The sequence below is a fragment of the Marinobacter adhaerens HP15 genome (assembly GCF_000166295.1).
GTDB lineage: Bacteria > Pseudomonadota > Gammaproteobacteria > Pseudomonadales > Oleiphilaceae > Marinobacter > Marinobacter adhaerens.
In genome coordinates this window covers 20861-46700 of sequence record NC_017507.1, presented here as the reverse complement: position 1 = coordinate 46700, position 25840 = coordinate 20861, and the positions used below count along the sequence as shown (strand labels likewise).

Below are 25840 nucleotides of genomic sequence, written 5' to 3'. Positions count from 1 at the left end.
TTTTGGGTGGAGCGGAAGGCGCAACAAGCAGAACATGCATAAAAGGTTTTACCTATGAAAGTCCGTTAATTGTCGAGATGCCCACATGCAGCCGGCGAGCATGAGAACGTTATAAACAAACTTTAGTGAGGCTAGGAAAATCATAGCGGTGATCAGATTACTTGATGGAGGAAGCAAGACTAGCCCCCCCACAATAGCGGTCGTTCCAGCCAGCTCGAAGCCAAACCACGCGTTGATTTTGTGCGTCACTCTGAAAAGGGCTAGCGTTCCTGTCAAACTAAAGGCTAATAGTTGCGGTATGGCTAGAATCGACGCAGCCACGCCCGCCGAGCGCCATGCATCTCCAAATGCCACCTCAAAGATGATTGGACCAAAAAAAACGATAGGCGACATACAGACAGCACCGACTACGAGATAGCTCAGCATCACCTTCATTGCCAATCCCGGTAATTTGTCAGGAGTTTCGTCGGCGATAAGCACTAAGCGATGAAAAACTACAGGAGCCGAGGCAAGTGCGATAACTGTGACCGGTAGTGTAATAATTGACTGGGCCAGCGCGTAATAACCGATCGCTTCGGTGCCCAATCTGGCGCCCAGCACTACTTGCACTGCCAGCGCGGACAAAAGAGGCAACGCCGTTGCAACATTCGATTGAAAGGCAAAATCTCGATACTCTCGTAGAGTATTGCGCAAAAAATAACTGGCTGGTTTCCACCGAAACCCTCTCCAATCACTGCGCAGGTTACCAAGTCGCACAGTCACGATAACATGAGTAATCTTGCCCGCGCCGTCACCAGTCAACATGGATGCTGTCCCGGGATAAACTAACCATCCAAGGAATATCGGGAGCGCCCTTGAAGTCACAGCATTGCCGATACGAGCCGCAGCCTGTGCAGGGAAGAGCCCTTTGGCTGTAACAAGGGAATCCACGATGCGTTGGGCTGAATGCACTAAAACAAGGAATGGAAATATCAAGGCGACCAACATTGACATCCCGTCTGGCAAAGCAGCCGGGTTAAAAAAGGCCACTACAACCAACACTGTACTCAGCCCAAAAATGATCACTGCCATCTGCACGGACGCATTAAAAAGACGCGCCTGCTCGGAAACCTTCTTCTGCCTGGCTAGTGCGACAGGCAGACCCAACAAACCCAAACTCGCCACTAAAGTCGCAACATTTAAAACAACCGCATTTACACCATACGCATCCGGCGCAAAAAGCCTCGTCATTATCGGTGTCGTGATAAGCGTAAGAAATAGCCCCACACCACTAGAGCCAATACTTTGCAACAGGTCTCGCCCGAAGTGAAAAGTCTTACCCATTCTTTCTGAAGCCCCTAACAGCGTGTGCGGCAACGAATCGGCAATGATAGACCACCTGGCGCAGCCACGAGTGCGTTTCGGATACCTGAAAACTAGCTGTATGAGCAAGACAGTTGACATTCTTGTCAGAAAGCCTATTGACGCAACCATTCTTGCGCCGCGCACGAGGATCCGGCAACTTTTCGATTATCACGTAGAAAAAATAAGTGTGCTCGCAACTATTGGCAACCACCGCATCAATCTATCTAGGTCATTAACATACGCGAGCACGCACACTCCTGAAAACACAGGCACGTTATGGGTCTTTGCCAGCTCCAGAAGAAAACTGTTCAGAACCCACACTACCGTCTCATAGGAATGCTTTACCAAATCGCCAGGCTGATAGGAAAAACTTGAGTCGAGATGCTGATGAGGAACCAGCTGTGCACCTCCAAAGTCTTCTACAGCTACACCAGACGCGATTAAAGCAGTCATTCATTGTGCGCGCTCATCCCAGTCCGAATCGGGATTTTCAGATAAACGCCACCATTCGAATTCTTTCTGTTTTTATTTAAAGGTAACATATTTGTATACCTCAATGAATACAAGGCCACAGCCTTTAGGTGGGCAAACAATTAAGTAATAGATGTTATTTAAAATTTTCGTTAATTGAAAAAAATGAATACTTTAAGCGAGACGGGCTAAAGGCTGTTTATAAAAACCTGGAATCAGGCATGAAGTGAACTCTATCGGGAAAACCGACGGAGGTTCCCCCAAAGTAAACAAGAACTTCAGCATCAATACATTCGAAAATAAGCTAAAGATGACTACCACCACTTAAAATTTCTCCGCTTCAGCGTAGGATATAGCCAGCTGATCCTTTCGAGATATCAAAGGTTTTAAACTTTTCTGGAGCGGCCAACATATTCGGAGCTGTAAATCCTGCCAATAAATTGATCGCTCATATTCTGGAGCATAAAAATCCGTGCACTTGTACTGAAAATCGGCTGTATCACTGGTCACTAGAAAGCCGTGAGCAAATCCCGGAGGAACCCAGAGCATACGGTTGTTTTTTTCGGAGAGGTATTCACCGACCCATTGGCCGCATGTGGATGAATCACTGCGCAGGTCCACGGCCACGTCGAATACCTCGCCACGAGTAACACGCACGAGTTTGCCTTGGGGCTGTTTAATCTGATAATGAAGGCCACGCAGGGTGTTTTTGACGGAGCGGCTATGGTTGTCCTGTACGAAGGTGGCGTCGATACCGGCTTCACGAAAGGCTTTTTCGTTCCAGGTTTCCATGAAGAAACCGCGTTCGTCGCCGAACACTTTGGGTTCGATGAGTTTTACAGCGGGAATCTTGGTTTCTGTGATTTTCATAGAGTTGGCTTACTTGGCTGTTTTACTAGTTTTTTCAGGTAGTCGCCGTAGCTGTTCTTTTTAAGGTTTTCCGCCCCTGCCAGCAATTCTTCTTCCCCAATGAAACCCATGCGATAGGCGACTTCTTCCAGACAAGCGATTTTTAGGCCCTGGCGCTTTTCCAGAGTTTCAATGAAGCCAGCGGCATCGTGCAGGGAATCAAAAGTTCCCGTATCCAGCCAGGCGAAACCGCGGCCCAGCAGTTCTACGTTCAGGTCGCCCCTTTCCAAGTAGGCCTGGTTGACACTAGTTATCTCCAGTTCGCCCCGGTGGCTGGGTTCTACCTGTTTGGCGATTTCAACCACATCGTTGTCGTAGAAGTAGAGGCCGGTTACGGCGTAGTCAGATTTCGGATTCGCCGGCTTTTCTTCGATGGAGATGGCGCGGTGGTTGTCGTCAAACTCCACTACGCCGAAGCGTTCTGGGTCGGTTACCTGATAGCCGAATACGGTGGCGCCCTTCCCTCGTTTGGCCGCGGCTTGCAGCATATTGCTAAGGCCCTGGCCGTAGTAGATGTTGTCGCCCAGTACCAGACATACGCTGTCATCGCCGATGAAATCATCGCCGATGATGAAGGCTTGAGCGAGGCCGTCCGGGCTTGGTTGTTCGGCGTAGCTTAGGTTGATGCCCCATTGGCTACCGTCGCCCAGCAGGCGCTGGAAGCCTTGTTGGTCTTCGGGGGTGGTGATCACGAGGATGTCCCGGATGCCCGCCAGCATGAGTACGGAGAGCGGGTAGTAGATCATGGGTTTGTCGTACACCGGGAGGAGCTGTTTGGAGATGCCTCGGGTGATTGGGTAGAGGCGGGTGCCGGAGCCGCCGGCGAGGATAATCCCTTTCATTTACTTCTCCAGATACTCGTTCAATGTCAGCGCCAGTTGGCTCTGCCAGTTTGGGAGCTGGATGTTTAGCGCGGTTTCGAGCTTGGTTGTGTCCATCCTTGAGTTCAGCGGCCGTTGGGCTGGCGTTGGGTAGTCGCTGGTTGGGATGGGGTTTACTTTTGTGCTTTTGCCGGCCAGGCGGAAGATTTCTTTGGCGAAGCTTTGCCAGCTGGTTTCGCCGGTTGCGGCCAGGTGGTAGAGGCCTGCTTGCAGTTTGCTGTATATGGCAAGTGCGGTTATCTGGGCGATGAGCCTTGCCGGAGTGGCCGCTCCGATCTGGTCAGCCACTATGTTGAGTTCGGTTTTGCTCTCAGCCAAGCGCAGCATGGTTTTCATGAAGTTGTTACCGCGAGCGCTATATACCCAGCTGGTGCGGAAGATGAGGTGGTCTGCTCCGCTTTGCTGGATGGCTTCGTCTCCTTCAAACTTGGTTTGGCCGTATACGCTCAGGGGGCCTGTGGCGCTGGTTTCCTGCCATGGGGTTGTGCCGTTGCCGGGATAGACGTAGTCGCTGCTGTAGTGGACCAAGCGGGCATTGTTGGCTACGGCGTATTGAGCCAGTTGACCTGGCAGGCTGGCGTTCAGGCGTTGGGCTTCGGCTTGATGCTTTTCGGCGGCGTCTACGGCCGTCCAGGCGGCGGCGTTTACGATCAGGGTTGGCTGGGTGTGGGCAAGGTAGTTATCTACGGCTTGTGCGTTGGCTAGGTCGAGCTCTTCTCTGCCCGGGGCGGTTATGGGGCCCAGCGGAGAGAGGGTGCGGTTCAGTTCGAAGCCTACTTGGCCGGTTTTGCCTAGCAAAAGGATGTGCATAATGATCGTGGTTTGGATTGTGAAGATGGGGTCAGATGAAGGATTTCATCTGACCCCGGGGTTGGTGTCCGGTTGTTGGGTTAGCTTGCAGCGCCGAGGCGCTCTCTTTGGTAGCTGCCTTCTTGCACCCGCTGGCACCAGTCGAGGTTATCCAGGTACCACTGTACGGTTTTGCGGATGCCGGTTTCGAACGTTTCTTCGGGGGCCCAGCCGAGTTCTCTCTGGATTTTGTCAGCGTCGATGGCGTAACGCCTGTCGTGGCCGGGGCGATCTCTTACGAAGGTAATTAACTCCCCGTAACTGCGCTCCTGCGGACGGAGTTCCTGGAGAATGCCGCAGATAATGTGCACGACATCAATGTTCTGTTTCTCGTTGTGGCCACCGATGTTGTAGGTTTTGCCGGGCTGGCCTTCGGTGACGACTTTGTAGAGGGCTCTTGCGTGGTCCTCTACATAGAGCCAGTCGCGGATCTGGTCGCCTTTGCCGTAAACCGGGAGCGGCTTACCTTCCAAAGCGTTGAGAATTATCAACGGGATGAGCTTCTCCGGAAAATGATAGGGGCCGTAGTTGTTGCTGCAGTTGGTGACCAACACCGGCAGGCCGTAGGTGCGCTGCCAGGCGCGTACTAAGTGGTCTGAGCTGGCTTTACTGGCACTATACGGGCTGCTGGGGGCATAAGCGGTTTGTTCTGTGAACAGGTGTTCTTCCGCGTTAGATGTTTCGCTTGGGTGCGGCAAATCACCATACACCTCATCGGTGCTGATATGATGAAAGCGAAAGTTGGCTTTCTTTTCGGCTTCCAGCCCCTGCCAGTATTGGCGAGTCGCTTCCAACAGGGTATAGGTGCCTACAATATTGGTTTCGATAAAGTCTGCCGGGCCGTCTATGGAGCGGTCTACGTGGCTTTCGGCGGCTAAGTGCATAATAGCGTCTGGTTGATGCTCGGCTAGCACTCTGTCCACTCCAGAACGGTCGCAAATATCGACCTGTTCAAAGGTGTAACGCGAACTATCGTTTACTTCCTTCAAGCTCTCGAGGTTACCGGCATACGTCAATATATCGAGGTTAACGACTTCATCGGTGGTGCCGTTAATGATGTGTCGAATAACAGCGGAACCAATAAAGCCTGCGCCGCCAGTAATGAGGAGTTTCATAGAGTCCCTTCAGTTTATGCTTTTACTAGTTCTCAACAAATCGTGGTCCCAACTTCAACTTTCGAGGTGCCAAGGGGCAGGAAATGAATCCAGCTCAAGTGTTTTAGTCCGACTTGTACGCGTAGTTGTAGTAGCCGTAATAGCCATAGCTGGTGGCCGCTTTCTTCTCCATCGCATTCAAGATGGCGCCTTTGAGCGCCACGCCCCCCGTAGAAAGCCGGCTCTCCGCGATTTGCACTTCCTTCGGCGTATTCTGACCAAAACGCACCACCATGAGACTTGTGCCGCATTGCGCGCCAATGACGGCGGCATCGGTCACCGCGAGGATCGGCGGCGTATCAATGACGACAAGATCAAACCGCTCAGACAGATACTTGAGGTATTCGCTGAATCGTTTATGCATCAAAAGCTCTGAAGGGTTTGGTGGTGCACTGCCCCGACCCACCCAGCTTAATCCGTCGACGCTTGAGTCATGGATACTGTCGTCAAATGACAACTGCCCAGACAATACATCGGAAAGACCGTTGCTCGTGGAGCCACCGAACGCCTCATGCACATGCCCTTTACGCATATCGCCGTCTAGAACAACAACTCGTTGGCCAGATTGCGCACAGACGGTTGCCAGGTTTGCCGAGATAAAGCTTTTACCAATGCCCGGGCTGGGCCCTGTGATCATCAACCGGTTATCAGCGGCTTCGAGCATGGCGAAGTGCAAGGATGTGCGCAGACTGCGAATCGCCTCGATGGAGAGATCCGCCGGGTTTCGGGCAGCCAACAAATCTCTCTTTTTAGCTTTACGACGCTTGAAAGTCCGTTTTTTGCCGCCCTCAGTCGATCGTTTTTCTTCATCCGATAGAGGCACCGTTGCATAGACCGACAGGTCCATCTCTTCAAGTTGCTCCGGCGAGACAATCCCTCGATTGAACGCAGCACGAAGCAACACAGTAACCATCGCAAGCAGCAATCCCGACAGCGCAGATACGGCCACGATCAGATTTTTACGCGGGGCAACTTGCCCCTGAACCACCGCGTTATCCAGGATGCGAACGTTGCCGATTGTGCCGGCTCTGGCAAGCCGGAGCTCCTGCATTCTGTTCAATAGCTGTACATAAATTTCTTGCGTAACTTGCACATCCCGGCTCAGCCGCAAAACCTGCTGCTGGGTTTCTGGCAAATCGTCGGTGCGCTCCTCCAACCGGCTCTTCTCGCGAAGCAGCTGCTCTTTTTTCTCAAGCAACGAGCGATAAACCGGGTGGTTCGGGGTAAAACGCCGAGCCAGCTCCGATTCCTGCAGTGCCAGCTCGTTCAGGCTTGCCTCGATCTGAACCAGACTAGTGAGCGCATTCTGGGTCTCAAAGCTTAGATCAATACTATCGCTTTTTAGACGGTACTCGTTGAGCCGATTTTCCGCTTCGGTGAGCTGTTGGCGAACTTTTGGCGCCTGCTCCTCCAAGAACTCCAGGCTCTTCTTAGCCTCGGCCGCTTGCCGTGCAATGTTCTGGGTCAAAAATACCTGGGTGGTCGCATCCAAACTGTTTACGATTTCCTGCTGATCAGCGCCTTGCATCACCAGGCGCAAGATTCCGGTTTCACGGCCCTGGGATTGAATGGTAAGTCGATTTTTTAGCTGATTGGTGGCTGAGAGGCGACTCAGCTTTGTCACCTCAAACCGCGCTCCTTTCGGAGCGGACAGATCGGCGACGCGCAACTCAAAATAGGGCAGTTCAATAACAAGCTGCTCACCAACCTGTCCCTCTCCGAGTAGCTTCTCTTGAAGATCCAGAACGCGATAACGGCCATCGCCCAGCGATTCGACAAAAAAGCGAACTGTGTCACTGTGATGATTGGCAACCAACGAGCCAATCGAGAGGGACTCACCGCCCCACACATAAGGCTTGCCCTCAAACACCCCAGGCCGCGACACACCCTTTCGATAGAGCCACTCGCCAACCCAAGGTAAATATACCGGCTCAACCACAACCTGAAGGTCGGTCTGATCGACGACCTGCCCGAGAATCAGCCGTGAACGAAGAATCTCAATTTCCGTGTTGGTGTCAGGCCCTTGCCTACCCAACATTTGTGACATGTCAGCCCCGGGAATCGTGCCAGATTTCTTCTCTACCTGGACCAGCGCGTCCCCCTGATAGATAGGCGTAGATAATGACGCGTATACGAACCCGGCCACCCCGAGCATGAGAGTCAGTGCCACAATAAAACCTTTGTGGTCCCAGAGGCTTCCAAGCAGGAAACCGATGTCTATCTCATCATCCGGTTGTGCTTTTCTGCTAGATTTTACTGCCGTTACGTCGGTCATTCGTTACTCATTTAGGATAGCTTTGGGAGCCAGGCCTTGGCGGCTGAGACGATTTGCTTATGAACGTGTTCGAACGCCTCGGTGCTCTTTTTGTAGGGGTCAGATATGTCGGGTTGCCCAGGTAGCCAATGCGTCAACAGCATCGTTTTGCCACCGGAGGCAGGGTGGAGCTTACGCACTTGCCCGCGCTGATCACGACTCATTACCAGGATCAAATCTGCCTCGCCCAGCATTGCGGGGGTCACCTGCTGCGCCCGGTGATCGGCCACATTCAGCCCCTCTGCGTTGGCCAGCGTTTGCGCTGTCGGATCAGCCGGGTGACCAACCAAAGCCCCCAATCCCGCCGATCGAACCGATTTGCCCGGCAGTTCCGCCTTCAAAAACGCCTCGGCAACAGGACTTCGGCAAATGTTACCGACGCAAAGCACCAGAATGTTGTCAAACACGGCTTACTCCAGAAGGTCGGCGACGCGATCGCCTAAGAACAGGGCCGAGAAGGACGGCGTAAGCAGGGAGATAACCCGGTTCCAACGCGCCGCCGGCGCCGTCGTCACATAGATCAGATCCCGATCGTTGAGGACAAATCGATCCGCTAGCACTAATGCCGTGGCATCGCTCATATCCAGCTGAAACAGATCGATTGGCTTATCCGCATCGGTATCCTCGGCCCGGCGTATAACAAATACTCCGGTTGCCTCGGCCTGGCGCTCGTTCAAACCACCCACATTTGAGATGGCCTCAGCAAGCGTCAACCCATTGCGCCCCATCGGCAAAGTCTGGGTGCTGGCGACCTGTCCTAGAACAAATACTTTCTGATCGTCGCCCAAAGGCACCGTGACGACATCCCCAGATTGCAGGAGGATGTTGTGTTGGGTGTTACCCGACTCCAAGATCGCTTTGAGCGACAGCCGATAATCCTTCCCCTCTCGAGTGAGGATGACATTGCGCCAGTCGGCGCCCTCATCGATACCGCCGGCCTGGCTGATCGCATCCACCAACCGGGTGGGCACATTGGTGAGTGGGTAGACGCCAGGCGTCTCGACTGCTCCGCTAATGTAAATGCGCCGGCTTTGGAAGGACGCCACTGATACATCAACTTCCGGACTTTCAATGAACCGAGCGAGTCGTGAGGCGATGTCCTCCCGAATCTCGATGGTCGTTTTACCGGCTGCTTGAACATAGCCAATGTATGGGTAGTAAATGGTTCCGTCAGAGTTCACGACGTTACCGGTTTCGGCAGAACTGCGGTTTTCACCGGCGGGGATAGTGAGTTCGGGGTGATCCCATACGATAACCTGAAGCACGTCCCCAACGCCGACCCGATATTCGTAGGCATCGTCAGGTTGAATCAGATTCGACGCTGGTGCAGGAACAGTCATCACCGAAGGATCGAACAAAATATCCGCATCAATTTGAGACACCCGAATCAGCTCGGAGTAATCGACGGTGGCCGCTTCACTGTCTCCGCTATAAAACGATCCGCGTTTTGTCGTGTCGATGTGGGAACCTGGAGCGTAGGCACACCCTGTAACCAGGGCACCTAACATCAAAAGGGCAATTGCTTTGTACATATAAGGTTGGTGCCTTGTCTGAGCGCTTAAAAACGGTAAGTCCATTGTCCACCCAAAGACCACCGATCCCGGGCGCCACTGACAAATTCAATCTCTTTGTCTTGCAACTGGGCCCGCAGTTGAAGCCAGCCGTTGAAAAGGTGGGTGGCGTATCCGAGACCAACGATGGTGGTTTTGGTCCGAGACTGGGGAACAAAGTAAAAAATCTCGTTCCCTGGCGTGACGACTCTGGCGCTGCCATCGACATTAATGTCCGCCAGAGACACCGTAGCCGACACTTCCTCGCCGCCCGGCAGGAAATGATAACCACCCAGAGTCAAGGCTTTTGAATCCCCCCCAAAGGACGACCCGATGGCCCGACCAAAATGGTTATACCCGCTTCGATACTGAAAATGCTCGTAAGTCACGTTTGGCAAGGCATCGCCAAACAGATCATCAGCAACCGTGTTCACGTACTCCGCATACCACTGCTGCTCGGCCCCAAACCATTGGCTTGTTGCATCTACCCCGAACAACCAGGACTTGCGTGCGGGAAATGCCCCCGCTTCGTCTTCGCCAGCCATCTGTGCATATAGCCCCACGGTCTGCCCGAACGCTTCCCAACCGTAGCGAACATCCACCGCAGCGATCTGGTTACCCGGATCTTGATCAGCCCCATCTTGAGAGTTATCTCGCCCAATCAGAGCATCGAAGGTGACGGAGCCACTCTCCGGGCGATGACGACCGCCAAAAATGATGGCCCGTGACAGCCCGATATCCAGGCCACTCACGGGGCGAAACGTCAGACGCATTCCCAGATACTTGGCGTCCGGTTGAGCGCGTCTTCCTTCAAGTTGGCCCGCCATCATCGTAAAATCCCACGAGCCAATCCAGGAGAGCCAATCCGACGATGGCGCGCGAGCGTCGCTCCGATTGATAAAGAAAGCTGGGATCGGACGTGCGTTATTGGAGAGTATCAGGCTCGAGTGCCAACCTGGCCCCCACCAACGATCAATCTGACCAGCCCCGAGCACCCAGTTGCCGAGTGTCGTCGCAACGTAACTGCCATCGGCACGTACTGACTGGTTGTCATCTTCATCAGCGATTCCTGAGCCCGAGACACCAACCGCCCACCGGTCCCATTGCCATTGCGCGGTGAAAGCGACACGACCGTCGCCCGATAAGACAGGCTCAAAGCCCGACACAAACGGCGTTTCTGTTTGCCCGGCTATCGTCATTTCTGCGCGGGAATCTGGCGCTCCCGTCTTGTCGTATTCAAAATTTAAGTAACCGGCTTTTTTCTCGATGTTGGGCCACATAACTGGCCACGTGGTGAAGGTACGGTCACTTGCGCCGCGGTCTGCGGACTTCACGGCCTCATAGCGGGCACGAGCATCTCCAGGGCCAACCCATGGGGCCGCTAACGCCATCATTTGCGGAAAAGTCGTCAGGCACGCTACCGCCCCACAGACCCGAAACCAGTGCTTTAAGGACATCCAAGTTCTCGTTGTAACGGTGGCCCTATCCCACCGACGATGAATGTATGAAGCGTTGTGCTTCGTTTAAACCGCTACAAACAAGGCGAATGTGAACCGTTGCTGTTCGACCGCCCGAGGCTTGGAACGTAGTTAACAATATCGCGCTTTACTTCCTCACCAGAGCCATCCCAGACTTGAAAAGCGTCAGCACGAACCCGAGCCGTGTCGTCTTCTTCAAGCCAAACAAACCGATCTGTTATTTGTAGAAGAGACTCCGCTCTGGCACTCACACCGTGTTCACCAATGCCAATACCGATGGCCAGTGGTTCACCATGGTGAAGGCAATAAAGCGTGCCGGGTTCGCGCTCATGCAAAACGATCAAAGCAAATTTTCCCGACAACTCAGCGAGCATCGCGTCGATCGCCGTCTTAACGCTCTCATGTCTTTTACAATAATGCCCCAAAAGAGCGCACGTCAGTTCGGCTGACGAATTGGATCGGAAGGTATGCCCAAGACACTCAAGGCGCAGGCGGGATGACGAGGGGGCGCTCATATTTCCGATAATCACTGCGGTGGCTGCCTCGTCCCAGTGACACTCCACGCAAGTGGCCTGGTTCGGCGACTCAGCTAAAAACCGATGGCAGTCCTGCCAAAAAACGGTCCGCAGTCAAAGCTTCTTACGAGATGACGCAAATCGCCTTTTTGTTGGAGGTGCTGTGCCCTGCCGTGCCGATCGGTAATCGAGAGACCACACCACCGTGCGTAACCATCGTCACACCGCCTCAAGCCCTCGAACATAATGTCTGACACATTCCGATGTGCCGCTACTCCAACGATGCCACTCACGTCTATGCTTCCGTTCTTACATCTTCCTGGCTTAATCGCTCAGTCGCTAATCAATATACGGTTAAACTGTATACCGCTTCATGTCCGAACTTTATCGCATTGAATAATCTATTCCAATCATCTTGCTTAAAAAATTGTAAAACTATGTCAAATTTTCCGTCTGGTGCAGACTGACCCATGCGCTAACAATTTACGCCAGCAGAGCCAATTGCTCCCGCGATAAATAATGATTGTATGACACGATAGTTAGGGTTGTGCGATGTTTGACGCACCAGGGACAAAAGGTATGACAGATTACCCGATGGGAAAGGCAGGAACCTACGACGATCTGGGCCCTGCAGCACGATCAGCTTTGCACAGTATTCTATTCCAACCAAAAGTTGATTTGAGTACAAAGCGATATTGCGGAGTGGAAGCACTCAGCCGTTGGCAACCGGATCAAACACAACCACCTTGGCTTCAAACCCGGGGTGGCGTCAGTGTTCCTGACACAGATGAGCATTGTCAGGCGTACGATTACGTGGTGCTATCATCGGTTTTAAACCTCTGTGGCCGCTGGTCTCCCGCTCTGCGTTCAAAAGCCGGCACGGTATCCGTAAACATTACGGGGCCAACACTGAGTTCGGCGTGGCTGGCTCCATTTATCAAGCGGTGCCTCTCAACTCGTGGGTTGCCAAGACTTACCATTGAGCTGACGGAGACATTCGCGATCACTAACGAAACCTCCGCATTAAAAACAATGCAGACACTTAGCCGATATGGTGTGGCTTTCTCCATTGATGATTTCCTCACAGGGTTCAACCAACAGCCAATATTTGCCCGCCTTCCATTCGAAGAGCTCAAAGTGGATCGCCAAGACGTCCAGAACCTCAGTACCAAGCGTGGAAGCGCCTTGGTCGCCCAGATCGTAAGCTCTGCAAAGGCACGAGGGGCAACGGTCGTAGCCGAGGGAATTGAAAATCCGGCGCAACTTGAACTGGCCAAAGCATCAGGTTGCGCTCAAGGTCAGGGCTTCTGCATCAGCCAACCACTGACTGAGTCCGATTTCGTAAACCGTTTAGCCCAGCCAGGAGATCATCCATGGGCAGCGACCGAATTCGAACATGCCCAGAAGGAGAAGACCCAACAGCTTTAAAAATCGGACTATTCCTATGGACAAACCGACCAACGTCGATTAGCGTATGACCTACTGCATACCATACCTTTGTCTAATAAAACATGAGTTAGAAATCGAACAACACCAGTAGTGCAACAATAAAGACAAGAGAGATTATCTATGAAATACGTGACGTTCTTTGCGCGAAAATCTAATCGTGACAATAAGATAGGGCGCTTAGGCCAAGGCTTTAAGGCGAGCCTGCTGGCGCTAGTCGGACTTTTAGTCGGCTGCTCTGCAAACCCAGTATACACGACAACTGGGGTCGTTTTATCGAACTACGCTGAAGGCGAAGCCACGCCGTACGTATTGCAAATGACCGACGCCTCCATGGCCTGTTCGTTGGGTCAGTCGGTCGACCCGCTGATCTATTCGTTCTCACGCGTGACAGAGCCTCCCGCAACCACCGGCTCTCTGCTTATGCTGCTCGCCGCCAACTGTTCCGAGTACCAAGCCATGGAGGCAGAACTTGACTACCTCCAAGCGGATTTCGCAGGCAACGTGCCTGCTGCCAAAGACGCTCGTGAAAAAGCCAAGCGTTTGAACGCTGAGGTTGCTTCTCGGCGTCTCGTCGCCTTTGAACGCGCGATGCTAGCCTACGACTTCGATCCCGCAGCCGAGCCGCTGCAATGTCCGTTTTTATTTAACGACCAAGACGAGCTTACATTCCTTCTCGGCCATCTCACCGGCCTCCAAGCGATCGTAAACGACGCCAACTCAGGCGCACTAGCGGGCATTCCCCGCAACATTGCGCCGCAGGCCGAGCGAGCGGTTCGTTGTATCGACAACGAAAAATGGGGCGGCATTCCCAATGCGATCCGCGCCGTTGTATGGCTTCTGCTCCCGGATACACGCCCGGCGCTATCCCCAAGTCCGTGGGATGTGTTGGATAACAGCGTCCAACTGGGCATTGATCGAGGCTTCCGAGTCTCAACCGCCCTTCAGATTGTCGCCGCCGAAACGTTCGGCCGACCCGATGTTCTCGAAACAGCGATCCGGAACTTTGTAGAGAGCGGCGAAACCATGGAAATCTCGGCAGCCTACCCGCTTACTGATTCCATCGCGGAACGAGTTGTCCTGCATGCCTCAGACAAACACTGGGTCAGCAACTATGGGTACCGCACACCGCGGACATCGTTTGGCGAACTCAAGCCAAAATCCGCAGGAAGCAACGTACAGACCATGGACCTGGACGACCTGCTGTAAACGGCACTGAAAGACCACACCCAACAACAATGACCGTAATGGAGTCCATCACGATGCGTAAACTAATGACCGCCGTCGCACTTACCTGTGCGGCCCCCCTTGCTTCGGCCAACACGCTTTCTGTGTGTGTCTTTGATGTCATCGGCGCCAACGGAGACGTGTTCAACCTCATGAGAGACTACGCCCTGAATCTGAAAGCCGAGGGCGTCGATCTCGAGCTAAAGCCTTATACGGATGAGGGCGTGGCAGTCGGCGATTTCAATGCAGGCCAATGCGACGCCGTCGCAGCCACCGACCTCAGAACACGGCCCTTCAACCGATTTACCGGCTCAGTCAGCGCTGTCGGTGCTCTGCCCTCTTATGAGAATCTAGAGACTCTGCTGGCGACCCTAGCCCAACCCAAAGCGGCCAGCCTTATGAAAGAGGGCGGTTTTGAGGTGATGGGTATTTTCCCCGTAGGCGCCGGTTACCTGTTCGTCAATGATCGTTCCATCGATACCGCTGGCGAGCTGGCTGGTAAGCGAATGGCCACCCTCGATTATCAGAAAGACGCCATTCACATGGTCAATTATGTGAAGGCAACCGTTGTACCCTCCGATATCACCAACTTTGCTGGCAAATTCAACAATGGCTCGGTCGATACAGCTTACGCACCTGCTTTTGCCTATGAGGCGCTCGAACTGTACAAGGGGTTGGAGCCTGATGGCGGTGTCGTTGACTACCCACTCGCGCAGCTGACCGCGCAGATCATTGTGCGTGATGAGGCGCTAGCCGATGAGACCGCTCAGAAAGCCCGGGAAATCGCTTTCTCCATGTACCCGCAGGTTATGGATCTGATTGCGTCCCAAGAGGCAGCCATCCCGGATGACAAGTGGATACGCATTCCCGATGCGGACATCAGGGGTTATCAGGAAATGTTTCGCGAGAACAGGCTGGAAATGCGCGACGGAGTCAACAGTGCGCCATCGGTCTATCATCCGAAAATGCTGACACTGATGGCCAACATTCGGTGTGCCAGCAATCCCAGCGCCTCAGAGTGCACCGCCGATAACCGCGAATAAGACAAAAATATAGGTAATACACGATGACCTCCCGAGCGACCGGTACCTCGGGCGCACTCTACCCCGTGCACAAAGTGCACGGGGTAGTATTGCTCCTACTTTTGTTGTTCACCCTGCTTTTGGGTATGGGTAACTCTCTGCATTCACGTTTGCTGTTAATTGGTGAGCAAACCTGGCCAAATTATTACTTGCTGGACCCGGCAGCTACCGAGCCTACGTGTTCGCTGGAGATTGACGTCGATGCGGAAGTACAAAAACGCATCGACGCTTATGAGCCCGATCCAGATGCGTTGTTCAGCTCCCCGCCAAATGCACAAGCGATCCGTGAATCGCTTTTGCAAAACCTGGAACTGTGTGAGCAACGCTTCGAGCAATACCGGTTAACCCAGGAGGCCGTCACGCCAGCTTTGACGGTTTATAAAACCATCGAACAGGGCCTGGCAGAAACGCTGCTAGAGAACATCGAGCTAACCAAGTTCCTGTTCATTGCCATGTTTGCATTGGCCGCTGCCATTGCGGCGTTTGATACAGATCACATCGCGCTTCGATTGCCGAGAAACCGAGCGGAATGGCGATTAAGTCAGGGCGTTCAGCTAATCGTCAACGGACTGATGGTTCTGTCTCTGTTTGCCTACCTTGATCGCCTTGCCGTGTCCCCGGGCACCGAGTCCACGCAGACCCTTCAATATGGGTGGTCGATTGTTTTCATACTCTTTATGGCGATCAACCTGATACGGTTGGCAAAAGTACCGGCCCATCTGAACACCGGTTCGCTGACGCTTTCATCAGGACTGGTGTTGCCGCTGTACTGCGTGATGGGATTGATCGCAATGACCTATTTCGTCGTTGTCGATGAGTACCAGTCGGGACTCGCCATCTACTTCGGCATCATGACCAATCTGTCCTCAATGTTCATTAACATTGGGCTTTATGTCCTGGTCGGCATGATGCTTAAGCAAACTCGGATACCAGAGTTGCTGTTCAATGCTTTAAAACCGTTCAACTTGCCGGCGCCAATGCTCGCGTCGGTCATCATCTTCGCAACGGCCTTTCCAACGGCATTTACCGGGGCATCTGGTATTTTCATCCTGGCCGTTGGTGGTGTTGTGTATGACGAGCTACGCCGTGCGGGGGCCGGTCGTCAATTGTCGCTGGCAACCACTGCCATGTCTGGAAGTCTCGGGGTTGTGCTTAACCCCTGCTTGCTTATTGTTGTTGTTGCGGCCCTTAACAAAGAAGTGACGACCAGCGAAATGTACGGGTGGGGCTTCTGGGTCTTCATGATGTCTGCGACGTTGTTTTCCATCGTGGTCTGCAAGACCCAAGGAAACTGGCGCCCCTCCCCTCAGAAAGGTGCGGCAAAAGAAGCGCTCCGTCGGCTTGGGCCGCTTACGCCGTATGTGATTGGCGTTGTTATCGTCATTGGATTGATCTGGCTTCTGCTCGGGCTGCAATTTAACGAATACAGCGCTCCCTTGATCTTGCCTCTGGTCATGCTGGCCTTGGTGTTCCTCGATACCAAGGCAGAAAGTCGCCAAACCAAACGGTCCCGGTTTAGTCTGTTTTGGCGCCGAAGCACGTTGGCAGCCAGTGACTCGGCCGTACACATCGGTGCACTTTTGGCCCTGATAGGCTTTTCAATCTGCCTCGGCGGTATTCTCGAGAGATCCGATATCGTGCATGCGCTGTTCCCTGAGGACCTTACCAGTCCTTGGATCGCCATGCTCGTCATTGTCGTGATGCTCACCATCATTGGTATGGTGATGGATCCCTTTGGCGCGGTTATCCTCGTTTCCGCTACCGTTGCGCAACCGGCAATCCAAATTGGCATCGACCCCTTGCATTTCTGGATCGTCTGTCTGGTCGCGTTTGAGCTTGGGTACCTGAGTCCACCAGTTGCGCTGAACCATCTGCTTACCCGGCAGGTGGTAGGCGAGTCCGAAGTCCTGGCAGCCGAGAAACGAGGCAGCTTCTGGCGTCGTTATGAGCGCCTGCTATTACCGCTTAGTGTCATGGCACCGACGCTGCTGTTCGTTGCGTTTGTGCCACTGCTTTTCTACGCGCTCTAACTGTTGGAGGTTAACCCGGTCATCAAGCATGGCCGGGTTTTGCTATGAAACGCTCATTTGTTCAGGTTGATGCGGAGCTGGTTGCTAACAAAGAGCCCGCGCTAGCAAATATCGAGAAGCTGCACAGTAAGCCTGTGGGGGAAATTGGTGCCGGTGATGTTCGGGTGCTCCGGTCGATTCTCGGTCAAGTCAACGATTCAGCTGCACCGCATACGGGGTTCGTGATCCCCATTAGAGATTGTTTGACGCCGGCACTGAACTCCAAACGTTTCAAGGACAGGCTGCAGGCGTTATCCAGGCTTGGCGTGTTCGAAGAATCCATTTGGCACCAAGAGGCTTACGGTCGGACTTACTACCTCCACCGGGCTGAGGCAATTTACGATCCAAACTTTCATACCCGATCCTATGACACGTTGACATCGTTCCATCATGGGCGAGCTGAGAGATACCCGGCGAAAGCCAAAAAGACAACGCAACATTTCACAAAGTCGAACGAGTTGTTCAAAGAACTGTTAATGCGACCCAGTGGAACAAGCACTCGTCTACCCTACCGTGGGCTTTTTTTCGGGCATTAAGACTGACAACTCAGGAGTCGCTGACAGATGATCGCATTGAGGAAACCTTTCAGCTAAGCCGGGAAACCAGCATCACGATCAAATCCCACTCTTACGGGTCTCTTATGACCCTATCGGATTATCGCGTGATGAGAGCGTTGTTCGTTCTCATGGGTTCTCATGCTCATGAGAGTGCCAGTAACCATCTCAACTCTGTGGAACCTCGGATTGTGCCAACGCTCGAGCTCGAACGGATCCTTGGCTACAGTTACCCGGGTTCAAAAACCTCTAGGCGCAAGGTCAACGAAATATTAGCTCGAATTCGCTCCACCGAGTTCGACATATCGTTGTCATCCAACCCAACCGAAGCCGCTTATTTTCGATCACTGTTCGGAATGGAAAAGGATCAGGAGCAATTCCGGCTTCTGACACATTTTGCCCCGGTCGGCTATGCCAGACCGCGCGCGAAGGCTGCATCAAAAACCAACGAGCAGGTCGCTCACTGGGCACTGTCTCTGCATCCCAAATTTCAGGAAGAATCAACAATGGCCTTCCACAAACGCTGGTTAGGCCTAAAACGCCAGGCAATCGAAGACAATTCATCCATCGGACAATGCTTTTTCGCGTTTCTAGAAATGTATTTGGCGTCCACCCCTGATCCTGCACTAACGTGGACGACTAAACAGTTTCAGACTTGCATGGCTCCGACGTATCGAATCGATCGCCTGGAAGAGGGGCTTACAAAGTCTGTAGCCGCGCTCCGGCACTTTGTTAACCAACATGCGAACATAGTAAACCTCCGAAAATCGAACATCCCAGTCCGAGTTTCCCTGGAGCCTGCGAAGCGCTATACCGATTTGCGAATCGTCCACTACGGCAAATCCCACACAATCGCTCACAACCCTGAGATGTCGCCTCCAGCTCGTTCACCTATGTCTGGAAATGCTTTCTAATTCAGCGCATAAGTCAGCCTTCTTTGGGCCTCGAAAGCTGAAAGTGCGCAAAATCTTCATCACACAAAGCTTAGCGTGTCACGATCTGAGGAGGTTACTCAGAGCGGTGATAAAACGAAGGCGTAGCAGTCGGAGAGACACTCACTCGCTGTGTTTCGCTACTTCGATTGATCATCCCCATTGTCAGTTGCATACCAAACTTCCGAAGGATCTTATTTATCGTTCTAACAGTTCCGGACTCCGGGTCCCTCTCAATCGCAGAGATAGTCGTGGCAGAGAACCCCGTAAGTTTGCCGAACTGTTTCTGATTCAATCCCGTAAACCGCAGGCGAAACCGACGAATAGCCTGACCCAAGTGAATTTTTCCGGCTTCGAGCTCTTCAAAGGTCCGTTCTCTGATCAATGACCGTTCGTTTGGAGTCAGTGGTGTTCGTTTCAATTTAGGCATGCTTAACACTCCCCCCACTATGACTCACTACGGACACAACAATCGTTCCAGCTGATCATGAACCAATTCCGGCTCATGCATCCGGATCGCAATATGATTCAGCATTGCATCCGGAGCTCCATACAGCTTCAAGCCTGCCTTCATATCCTTCAACTTCAGCAGCTCACTCTCCATGATGCTTGCAGCTGCCTTTGGATTAACAGCAAGCTCCTCCAGAATCAGCGAATAATCTGGATTTCGCCGTTGATCCAGCAGGTGATGTGGCCACCATGTAGACATCGCAATTGATTCAGGGTCCAACACCATAGGGGCTATGTCATAAGCCGGCGCCAACTCAATATTATGGCCCCGCTTAATCAATGATGTATTTCGACCGTGGTTGTCGCGATTACCCGTTGCGGTGTTCAAAACATCCCGAACCAGGTAATCTGCAAGCACTGCGTCCTTGTCCTCAGGCTTGGTTACATAATCCTGGAGTTTCCGGATCACGTCGACGTGATCCAGGCGAGCACCATCGCCAATTACGCCCATCATCGAATAAACAGACTCCATCCCATGGCGCAAGATGCCGTCTTCCCTAACTTCTCGGTCAAAACGCGGTAACCAAAGAGCAACATCGCCGTGGATGTCATCGAAAGCAGCCCCGGTGATAGCGTTAAAGCCCCGCTTTTCAAGAAACTGGTAAACAGCGGCTTCACCCCCAAGTACCCGAATATCATCGCTGGTTTTCCTTCCCCTCGGAAATTTAACCAGCCAGTGCCGGGCGATCTCTTCGTCAGGAATGGTTCCCTCAAGCGCAAACTGGCCATAATGGTTTTCAACCAACAAAAGCTTCGGCGCGTCACCGCCGGCGCCGGTTGCGCCACCAATCGCAACATGCAGGCTGTGAGCATACTGGATAAGGCTGTCGGCCCGGGTACACACTTCTTCTCGGTCGAATAGAACAACCTCTGATCTTGCAACCTGGGACTCGAACGCTTCCGCCGCTTCTTTGATTCGCAAATTGCCAACTGGACCGACACACCCCTCAGCCAAGAGCTGAAAATCGATTCGATGCTCGGGATCGCGGTCATATCCAAGGCTTTTAACCCAGTGCCGGCGACCAGCTCCTTGAGGAATGATGTCTCTAAGGATCGGGACAATCTCACCATTCATGTAGTCGCCGGCCAAAATGCAGGGCAGATTCACTCCCACAGCTGTCCGGTCGATTAAGTCCAGATGGCCAAAATCTTCAATGCGCTCTAAGGCTTTCAGAGCATAGTCCATGTCATACGAGAATGTCGGGCTGCCTCTAAGGCCTTGGTCAGGGTCTCTGAATTCGATTACGCCGGCATCATGCCACTGGTAGTCCCAGTGAATTTGAAGGGTAAGGCTCATACGCTGCGACCATAAATTGCAAGGATACTTGCAGTATAATTGGGCATCGAGGACTACATTGCAAGTAAGGTTATAATTATTGAGTGAGCGGACAAAAACCCGACCAGTATACTTGCAATATAGAATTGGCGGTAAGGGGGAGAGAGTGGACACTGGCATAGGAAACATGAAGGCCTAATCGGGGGGTAATTTAGTCCTTCTTTCGCCGGCCGTTGATACTGTCCGGGATTCGTTGACCACTACAGCATGAATGGCCCGTTAAGCATGCAATTCGACTTGAGCATTACAAGGGTTTTGAGACACTTGGCGTTGAAGAAGGACTTGCGAACCAGAAAGTTCAATCGATCTGGCCAGCAAAGCAATGTATGTCGAGTGCCTAATTCTGAGGCAGTTCTTATTTAGACTGCATTTTGTTCGCATCATCGGGGGATTTAAAAATGAACCGTTGGGTTGGTCCCGCATTCTTGGCTGCGGGCGCAGTCAACATTCTCGGCATGCTGTTGATTTCGCGTGGCTTCACCAATAACGTCCTAGCGATTGCCGACCCTCACGTATTCTCGGTTTTTGGGCAGGCATTGATCGTAGTCTGGGGCATGGCGTACATCTCTATCGCTCGGTCATGGAGAATGGTGCCATGGCTTTGCCTCGTCTTCTTCATCGAGAAGATGTTCTATGTCGGTGCATGGCTCGTCTGGTGGGGCAATTCCGCTGACCAATTCGCTTCCATTCTAGAACAGGATCGCATGACCGCGATCTTTATTGCGGGTTACGGCGTAAACGACTTGGCCTTCGGATTACTGTTTCTCTGCGCTTTCGTTTTTGCCAAGCGTTCCAGCGCATCCTTTAAATAAGAAAAGGTGCTGGAGTCTGGCAGCTCTGCAGGCATTGAATCATCTATCCGGAAAGACTTCAGCCATCGAGAGCGTGCGGGCACTCAGATCATGCCAGGAAATTATCCACCCATTCTTTTAGTAGGCTCAAATAGTCAAATATTCATAGGTCCTTTGGGTCGTGGGCGACGACACATTCATGGGGCGAATGTTGCTCTGGTCGCTCTTGAAAAACCTCTCATGGTAAAGATGGGAGCCAACTTACACTGGACCGAATACGAATCGACTCTCATCCCCGCTGGCACAGCCCATGAACTGGATCCTCAGGGAGGCTGGTGTGCAGTTGTTTACAGCGATATCTACGCGCCACGCTGGCAGGCGATGCAGCCTTGCCCAGGTCAACTACCGCTTAAATGTTTGACTGCATATCGTAAGCTGAGAGGCTCGCTTCAAAGGCTAATCCAGGCACAAACATTTGATGTCGGCTTACAAAAGGAGCTGAGCAATGCCCTCGAAAAGAGCTTGGGTACTGCTCCGAAAACGTTTAACCGTATGCAACAGGCCTTACGCGGTTATCTTCAGGATCATAGTGAGCTGGATCTCGACGCTTTCGCCTCCCATGTGAATTTGTCCCCTAGCCGAGTTCAACACCTCCTTATGCGCGAACTTGGCTTAAGTTATAAACGTTTGCAACACTGGACCCGTTTTCAAAGCGCCATGGGTGACCTCGAAAACATGCGCTCGCTGACCGAGATGGCATTAGAATTGGGCTTTAGCGATTCATCGCACTTCAGCAACACTTTCAGGACTACGTTTGGTATCAGTGCGAGAGAGGCCGGCATCACAGGTAACGACCTCAGACTTTGGCCGTTCCCGGGGTAATTTTTAGCAGATTTTTGCAAGTCACCGGTGCATGGCTAAGGGCATTATCGACACTCAATGTTTAGAGGTCACCAGCCATGCTACCAAGTCAACTTCTTGCCCCACTTGTAACATATGCACTTCTTACTGCCGGCTTGGTCGGTGTTGTATTCGCGTATCGAACTACATTGGTTCTACTGCGGCGATCTGCCGCCAATTCGTGGCCTCGCTCACAGCCTAAAGCCGAGCCACTATTGGTTCAGCGAGCCCACGACGCCCACAAAAACTGCGTTGAAACCTTTCCTCTGTTTTTGGTGGCCTCACTTGTGGTGGCAAGTAACGGTAGCGTTCTTACGGACTGGGGGTGGTGTATTTCCTGGTTGGTTGGTATCCGCATCCTCCAATCCGCTATTCACGTCGCTGGCACGCAGCCCATACTGGTGTTCATAAGGGGGCTTTTGTATGTCGGACAATTGTTGGGCTTGGCGCTCATTTCAGTTGCGGGGGTAGTGGCATGAAACTCAATGCTGCTGCAATTCAAATGCAAACCCGTGTTGGGGATGTGAGTCACAATTTAGGGCTGGCCGAAAAAATGGTGCGAGAGGCAGCGAGGAGCGGCGCTCGGCTAATTGCCCTTCCTGAGTTCTTTACGAGTGCAATCACTCCCGATGAACGCCCCTATGCCGCCGTTCTGAGTGCGCACAACCATGCTGTCAGCTTGCTGAAGCGATTAGCCAGCGAACTTGATATCTGGATAGGGGGTTCACTCCTCCAGGAAGATCACGGCGAAATATACAACCGCTATGTCTTCGTCGAACCTAACCATCGTCTCCACACCCATGACAAAGACATACCCACCATGTGGGAGAATGCCTTTTACGTTGGGGGAACTGATGATGGCGTAATGCAGTCTGACCTCGGCGTGGTGGGTGCCGCCGTTTGCTGGGAGCTGATACGCGAGCAAACCGTTCAGCGTATGCAAGGACGCGTGCAGATCGCGATGACCGGCACACACTGGTGGACAGTCCCAAGCAACTGGCCAGGATTGAGCCCCAAAAGCCTGCTTCTGGGCACCCTGGCAAGACACAATGCTCAGTTGAGCGAAAACGCGCCATCAGAGTTTGCCAAACGTCTTGGCGTGCCGGTCCTCCAAGCGAGCCATTGCGGGCAATTCTCTGGCCGCTTCAGGCTCCTGGCTGGACTAGAGACGACGTTGCCCTATTCCACCCACTTTGTAGGCGCAACTCAGATTGTTGACGCTAATGGCAACGTCTTGGGGAGTCGTCACACCGACCAAGGTCCCGGCATTGTGCACGCCACCATCAACATACAAGAGCCCCCCCTGCTTAATGGACATAAAAACAGCCGCTTTTGGGTTCCCCGATTGCCATGGCTAATGCGCCGTTACTGGGACCAACAAAACTGGGCAACAAAACCAATCTATGCCAAAAAAGGGCGTCAGATGGGATTGGCGGCCGCTAAAAGAAACTTCCTCAAATTAACTCAGGATAATCTCGATGACTGATTTACCGAGTGCAGAACACGTAGCCTTAATTTCTGCCGGTGGCTTTTTGCTGGTGGGAATGCTGACAGGTATCTGGAAATACCGGCACATGATGCGAAGCAACGATGCCTCAGCGCCCACTTACGTGGATATATGTCACCGCACTGCTCTGATGTATGCCTTCGCCTGCATAGTACTTCAACAACTCGCCCTCCATAGCAAATGGTCGGCGGGCGTGAATTTGGCTGCGGTTGCCATCGCGATCCTTTGGTTTGCCTCAGCAGTTTTTACCTATGCAGTTCATGGCTGGCTGAAAGATACCGACAACCAACTACAACGTCCTCACCGCCTCGGTGGAATCACCATCCCCGGAAACGTCATTCGCATTTACATGCTAATGCTTATTCTGGGCGAAATCGGGGGAACGGCGATACTTTTGGCCGGTGTTCTATTGTAATTGCCCTCGCGAGATTGTTCTCTTTCCGCTTGAGAAATGGCTGCCCATCGACGGTCATAGCCTCTTTCTTCCCATCTGGCCCAGCAATACAGAAGTGGAGGACTCAGAAAACGTGTGATTCCCTATTACCGGTCGAAACTAGCCAGGGTATAGTCGGTCATCGCAGCTTCGACTGCGATTTTAATGTTATGCAGCACGGCCTCAGCCTCCATGGCCGAAAAGATCTCGCCGTAGTCTTTTACGTAGAGCACCGTCGAGTCGGAGTCCTTTCTGCCAAACCGAATAGAGAGGGAAAAAACGGATTTCTGGTCGACGTCGAGGCATCTGACGCCGACACTCAGGTGGACTTCCCCTCGGCGTCCTGGTTTTGGCTCAATTTCCGACCCCTTGATGATGTTTGCCACGGCGTCTTTTAACTCGCGCTCGGTAATCAAGCAGGCACCTTCCTCAAAGCGGGCAACGTAACCCAGGGTGTTAGGATCAGCCTTTTCGAGAGCATTCATATACCAGGATGGCGGGAAACCGCCATGGGCCACGTTAGTGACAAAGAGCAGCGAGAGCACGCATGAATTTAACCGGGAAAACATCATTGAACTCCAAGTCTTGAATAGGGACTAATGTTTTAACCAGTAACTCGCCCTCAGGCAAGGCGCCCAACTTGCTTAAAACCTTCACGTCCCCTGGAAACCTCGGGCCAACAGATAAACTTCCCGCAAACTTGCTTAGGAATAATCGGGCTTGCGCACCATCAACCTTGTCGAAAACGCCCCCTACGGCTCTGAAATACTGATCATATATCTCCCCGTGGGACAGCTTGGGATCCTGAGCGGCACCTCTGATTCGCTTCCTGTGGTCATGCAGCCGCCCCATCCAATCGAACAAATTATCTCGTACTTCGTTTGTGATGCCATTGGGTCGCTTACCCGCGATCATGGAATCTTGTTTACTAATCAATTCAAGGTGAAGAAATGAGTAATTGGCGGCGTTCAGAAGGCTCGCGTTTGTTTATCGGACGCCCACTGGAACCACTATTTAAACCCATCCTTATCCCTGTGAGCCTAGCTACTTTTCTAGGTGTTCGGAAGCCTAGTGAGAGCTAACGGCTTTGATTCGGTCCGAACTTTGAAAACGGGCCGGTTTCGCCAGCGTCAGTGAGCGGAACATAGAGTTCGGCCGTCACAAAAGCGCCGCTCGTTCCGGAGTTGGCAGAGCAACGTGCAATTTTTTTACCTTCGATTATCCGAACTTTCGGCAACATACAAAAAGCTAAGCCTAAAATTCGCGGGATTCACCACTGACCGTAGCTTTCGAGGCGAACTGCTTCTGCTGTCGGGAGCGATGTCAAATTGACCATTCTTCTTAGTTATCGGACGCCCACTGGATTCATTGATGGGGCCCGGCCTCGCCCTCGTAGCCTTGGTAATTTCCCTCTGTCTTCGGGCCTCAGTGGAGTCTTTATTTCCAAGCGCCAGAAACGTGCTGTCGCCTATGGAACGGGGCTTCGTAACTGGAACCTCACTTCCAATCCGCCAAAATCAGGCACCTGAACGATGTCGGAGGATAGCAATCATGACGACCCACAGAATTGACGTAGTGACTGAGGCCA

General features: G+C 52.6%; 25 protein-coding genes. 12 read left to right on the top strand and 13 right to left on the bottom strand.

Going from position 1 to position 25840, the window contains the following annotated elements; all coding sequences use genetic code 11:
- Positions 1-48: 48 nt before the first annotated feature.
- The 10 genes from HP15_RS21090 to HP15_RS22440 all read right to left on the bottom strand — a co-directional run bounded on the left by HP15_RS21090 (position 49) and on the right by HP15_RS22440 (position 11324).
- A complete protein-coding gene (locus tag HP15_RS21090; RefSeq protein WP_169702246.1) occupies positions 49-1323 on the bottom strand; it encodes a lipopolysaccharide biosynthesis protein in 1275 nt (424 codons plus the stop codon).
- An 816-nt stretch (positions 1324-2139) separates the two neighbouring features.
- A complete protein-coding gene (rfbC, locus tag HP15_RS21085) occupies positions 2140-2685 on the bottom strand; it encodes a dTDP-4-dehydrorhamnose 3,5-epimerase (RefSeq protein ID WP_014579337.1) in 546 nt (181 codons plus the stop codon).
- Positions 2682-3566: a glucose-1-phosphate thymidylyltransferase RfbA gene (gene rfbA / locus HP15_RS21080; protein ID WP_014579336.1), complete on the bottom strand. Its 885-nt coding sequence runs from the start codon at positions 3564-3566 to the stop codon at positions 2682-2684. Before rfbA ends, rfbC begins: the two co-directional genes overlap by 4 nt.
- Complete coding sequence (gene rfbD, locus HP15_RS21075; RefSeq protein ID WP_041646772.1) at positions 3567-4415, bottom strand: dTDP-4-dehydrorhamnose reductase; 849 nt, start codon at positions 4413-4415, stop codon at positions 3567-3569.
- 80 nt (positions 4416-4495) lie between these two features.
- Positions 4496-5569 carry a dTDP-glucose 4,6-dehydratase gene (gene rfbB, locus HP15_RS21070; protein WP_014579333.1) on the bottom strand — a complete coding sequence of 358 codons (1074 nt, stop codon included), beginning with the start codon at positions 5567-5569 and terminating at the stop codon, positions 4496-4498.
- 103 nt (positions 5570-5672) lie between these two features.
- A complete protein-coding gene (locus tag HP15_RS21065) occupies positions 5673-7883 on the bottom strand; it encodes a polysaccharide biosynthesis tyrosine autokinase (RefSeq protein ID WP_014579332.1) in 2211 nt (736 codons plus the stop codon).
- Between the two features lie 11 nt (positions 7884-7894).
- Positions 7895-8329 (bottom strand): low molecular weight protein-tyrosine-phosphatase, encoded by a 435-nt coding sequence (locus HP15_RS21060; RefSeq protein ID WP_014579331.1) that lies wholly within the window; start codon positions 8327-8329, stop codon positions 7895-7897.
- A 3-nt stretch (positions 8330-8332) separates the two neighbouring features.
- Positions 8333-9454 (bottom strand): polysaccharide export protein, encoded by a 1122-nt coding sequence (locus HP15_RS21055; RefSeq protein WP_014579330.1) that lies wholly within the window; start codon positions 9452-9454, stop codon positions 8333-8335.
- Between the two features lie 26 nt (positions 9455-9480).
- On the bottom strand, positions 9481-10929 hold the full coding sequence (locus HP15_RS21050) for a capsule assembly Wzi family protein (RefSeq protein ID WP_041646770.1): 1449 nt from the start codon (positions 10927-10929) through the stop codon (positions 9481-9483).
- Between the two features lie 74 nt (positions 10930-11003).
- On the bottom strand, positions 11004-11324 hold the full coding sequence (locus HP15_RS22440; RefSeq protein WP_041646768.1) for a hypothetical protein: 321 nt from the start codon (positions 11322-11324) through the stop codon (positions 11004-11006).
- 720 nt (positions 11325-12044) lie between these two features.
- Here HP15_RS22440 and HP15_RS22085 point away from each other — a divergent pair.
- From HP15_RS22085 to HP15_RS21015, 6 genes are all read left to right on the top strand, one after another.
- A complete protein-coding gene (locus HP15_RS22085) occupies positions 12045-12893 on the top strand; it encodes an EAL domain-containing protein (protein ID WP_169702245.1) in 849 nt (282 codons plus the stop codon).
- A 141-nt stretch (positions 12894-13034) separates the two neighbouring features.
- Complete coding sequence (locus tag HP15_RS21035; RefSeq protein ID WP_014579325.1) at positions 13035-14120, top strand: hypothetical protein; 1086 nt, start codon at positions 13035-13037, stop codon at positions 14118-14120.
- Positions 14121-14173: 53 nt separating this feature from the next.
- Entirely contained in the window at positions 14174-15181 is a 1008-nt protein-coding gene (locus HP15_RS21030; protein ID WP_041646764.1) for a putative solute-binding protein, read from the top strand.
- A gap of 23 nt (positions 15182-15204) precedes the next feature.
- Positions 15205-17250: a TRAP transporter large permease subunit gene (locus tag HP15_RS21025; protein ID WP_014579323.1), complete on the top strand. Its 2046-nt coding sequence runs from the start codon at positions 15205-15207 to the stop codon at positions 17248-17250.
- Positions 17251-17294: 44 nt separating this feature from the next.
- The gene (locus HP15_RS21020) at positions 17295-17825 is read left to right on the top strand and encodes a hypothetical protein (protein ID WP_014579322.1); all 531 of its coding nucleotides are present in this window, start codon (positions 17295-17297) and stop codon (positions 17823-17825) included.
- A 209-nt stretch (positions 17826-18034) separates the two neighbouring features.
- A complete protein-coding gene (locus HP15_RS21015) occupies positions 18035-18757 on the top strand; it encodes a hypothetical protein (RefSeq protein WP_169702244.1) in 723 nt (240 codons plus the stop codon).
- Between the two features lie 94 nt (positions 18758-18851).
- Here the strand turns inward: HP15_RS21015 and HP15_RS23100 are convergent, their stop codons facing one another.
- Both HP15_RS23100 and HP15_RS21005 read right to left on the bottom strand, forming a co-directional pair.
- Positions 18852-19205, bottom strand: coding sequence for a helix-turn-helix transcriptional regulator (locus HP15_RS23100; RefSeq protein ID WP_169702243.1), 354 nt, complete (start codon positions 19203-19205; stop codon positions 18852-18854).
- Between the two features lie 27 nt (positions 19206-19232).
- Positions 19233-20582, bottom strand: coding sequence for a HipA domain-containing protein (locus HP15_RS21005; RefSeq protein WP_014579320.1), 1350 nt, complete (start codon positions 20580-20582; stop codon positions 19233-19235).
- Between the two features lie 437 nt (positions 20583-21019).
- On the opposite strand from HP15_RS21005, the gene HP15_RS21000 reads away from it, so the two are divergent.
- The 5 genes from HP15_RS21000 (at position 21020) to HP15_RS20985 (ending at position 24234) form a co-directional block, all read left to right on the top strand.
- Entirely contained in the window at positions 21020-21433 is a 414-nt protein-coding gene (locus HP15_RS21000; RefSeq protein WP_014579319.1) for a hypothetical protein, read from the top strand.
- A gap of 90 nt (positions 21434-21523) precedes the next feature.
- Positions 21524-22294, top strand: coding sequence for a helix-turn-helix domain-containing protein (locus tag HP15_RS20995; protein WP_169702242.1), 771 nt, complete (start codon positions 21524-21526; stop codon positions 22292-22294).
- Between the two features lie 77 nt (positions 22295-22371).
- Positions 22372-22791 (top strand): MAPEG family protein, encoded by a 420-nt coding sequence (locus HP15_RS23095; protein ID WP_081449881.1) that lies wholly within the window; start codon positions 22372-22374, stop codon positions 22789-22791.
- Positions 22788-23798: a carbon-nitrogen hydrolase family protein gene (locus tag HP15_RS20990; RefSeq protein ID WP_169702241.1), complete on the top strand. Its 1011-nt coding sequence runs from the start codon at positions 22788-22790 to the stop codon at positions 23796-23798. The genes HP15_RS23095 and HP15_RS20990 overlap by 4 nt, the downstream gene beginning before the upstream one ends.
- A complete protein-coding gene (locus HP15_RS20985) occupies positions 23791-24234 on the top strand; it encodes a hypothetical protein (RefSeq protein ID WP_041646760.1) in 444 nt (147 codons plus the stop codon). Before HP15_RS20990 ends, HP15_RS20985 begins: the two co-directional genes overlap by 8 nt.
- Before the next feature lie 125 nt (positions 24235-24359).
- On the opposite strand, the gene HP15_RS20980 is transcribed toward HP15_RS20985, so the two are convergent.
- Positions 24360-24824: a hypothetical protein gene (locus tag HP15_RS20980; protein WP_227499810.1), complete on the bottom strand. Its 465-nt coding sequence runs from the start codon at positions 24822-24824 to the stop codon at positions 24360-24362.
- Between the two features lie 148 nt (positions 24825-24972).
- Here HP15_RS20980 and HP15_RS20975 point away from each other — a divergent pair, with 148 nt between their 5' ends.
- A complete protein-coding gene (locus tag HP15_RS20975) occupies positions 24973-25206 on the top strand; it encodes a hypothetical protein (RefSeq protein ID WP_041646756.1) in 234 nt (77 codons plus the stop codon).
- Positions 25207-25840 lie beyond the last annotated feature (634 nt).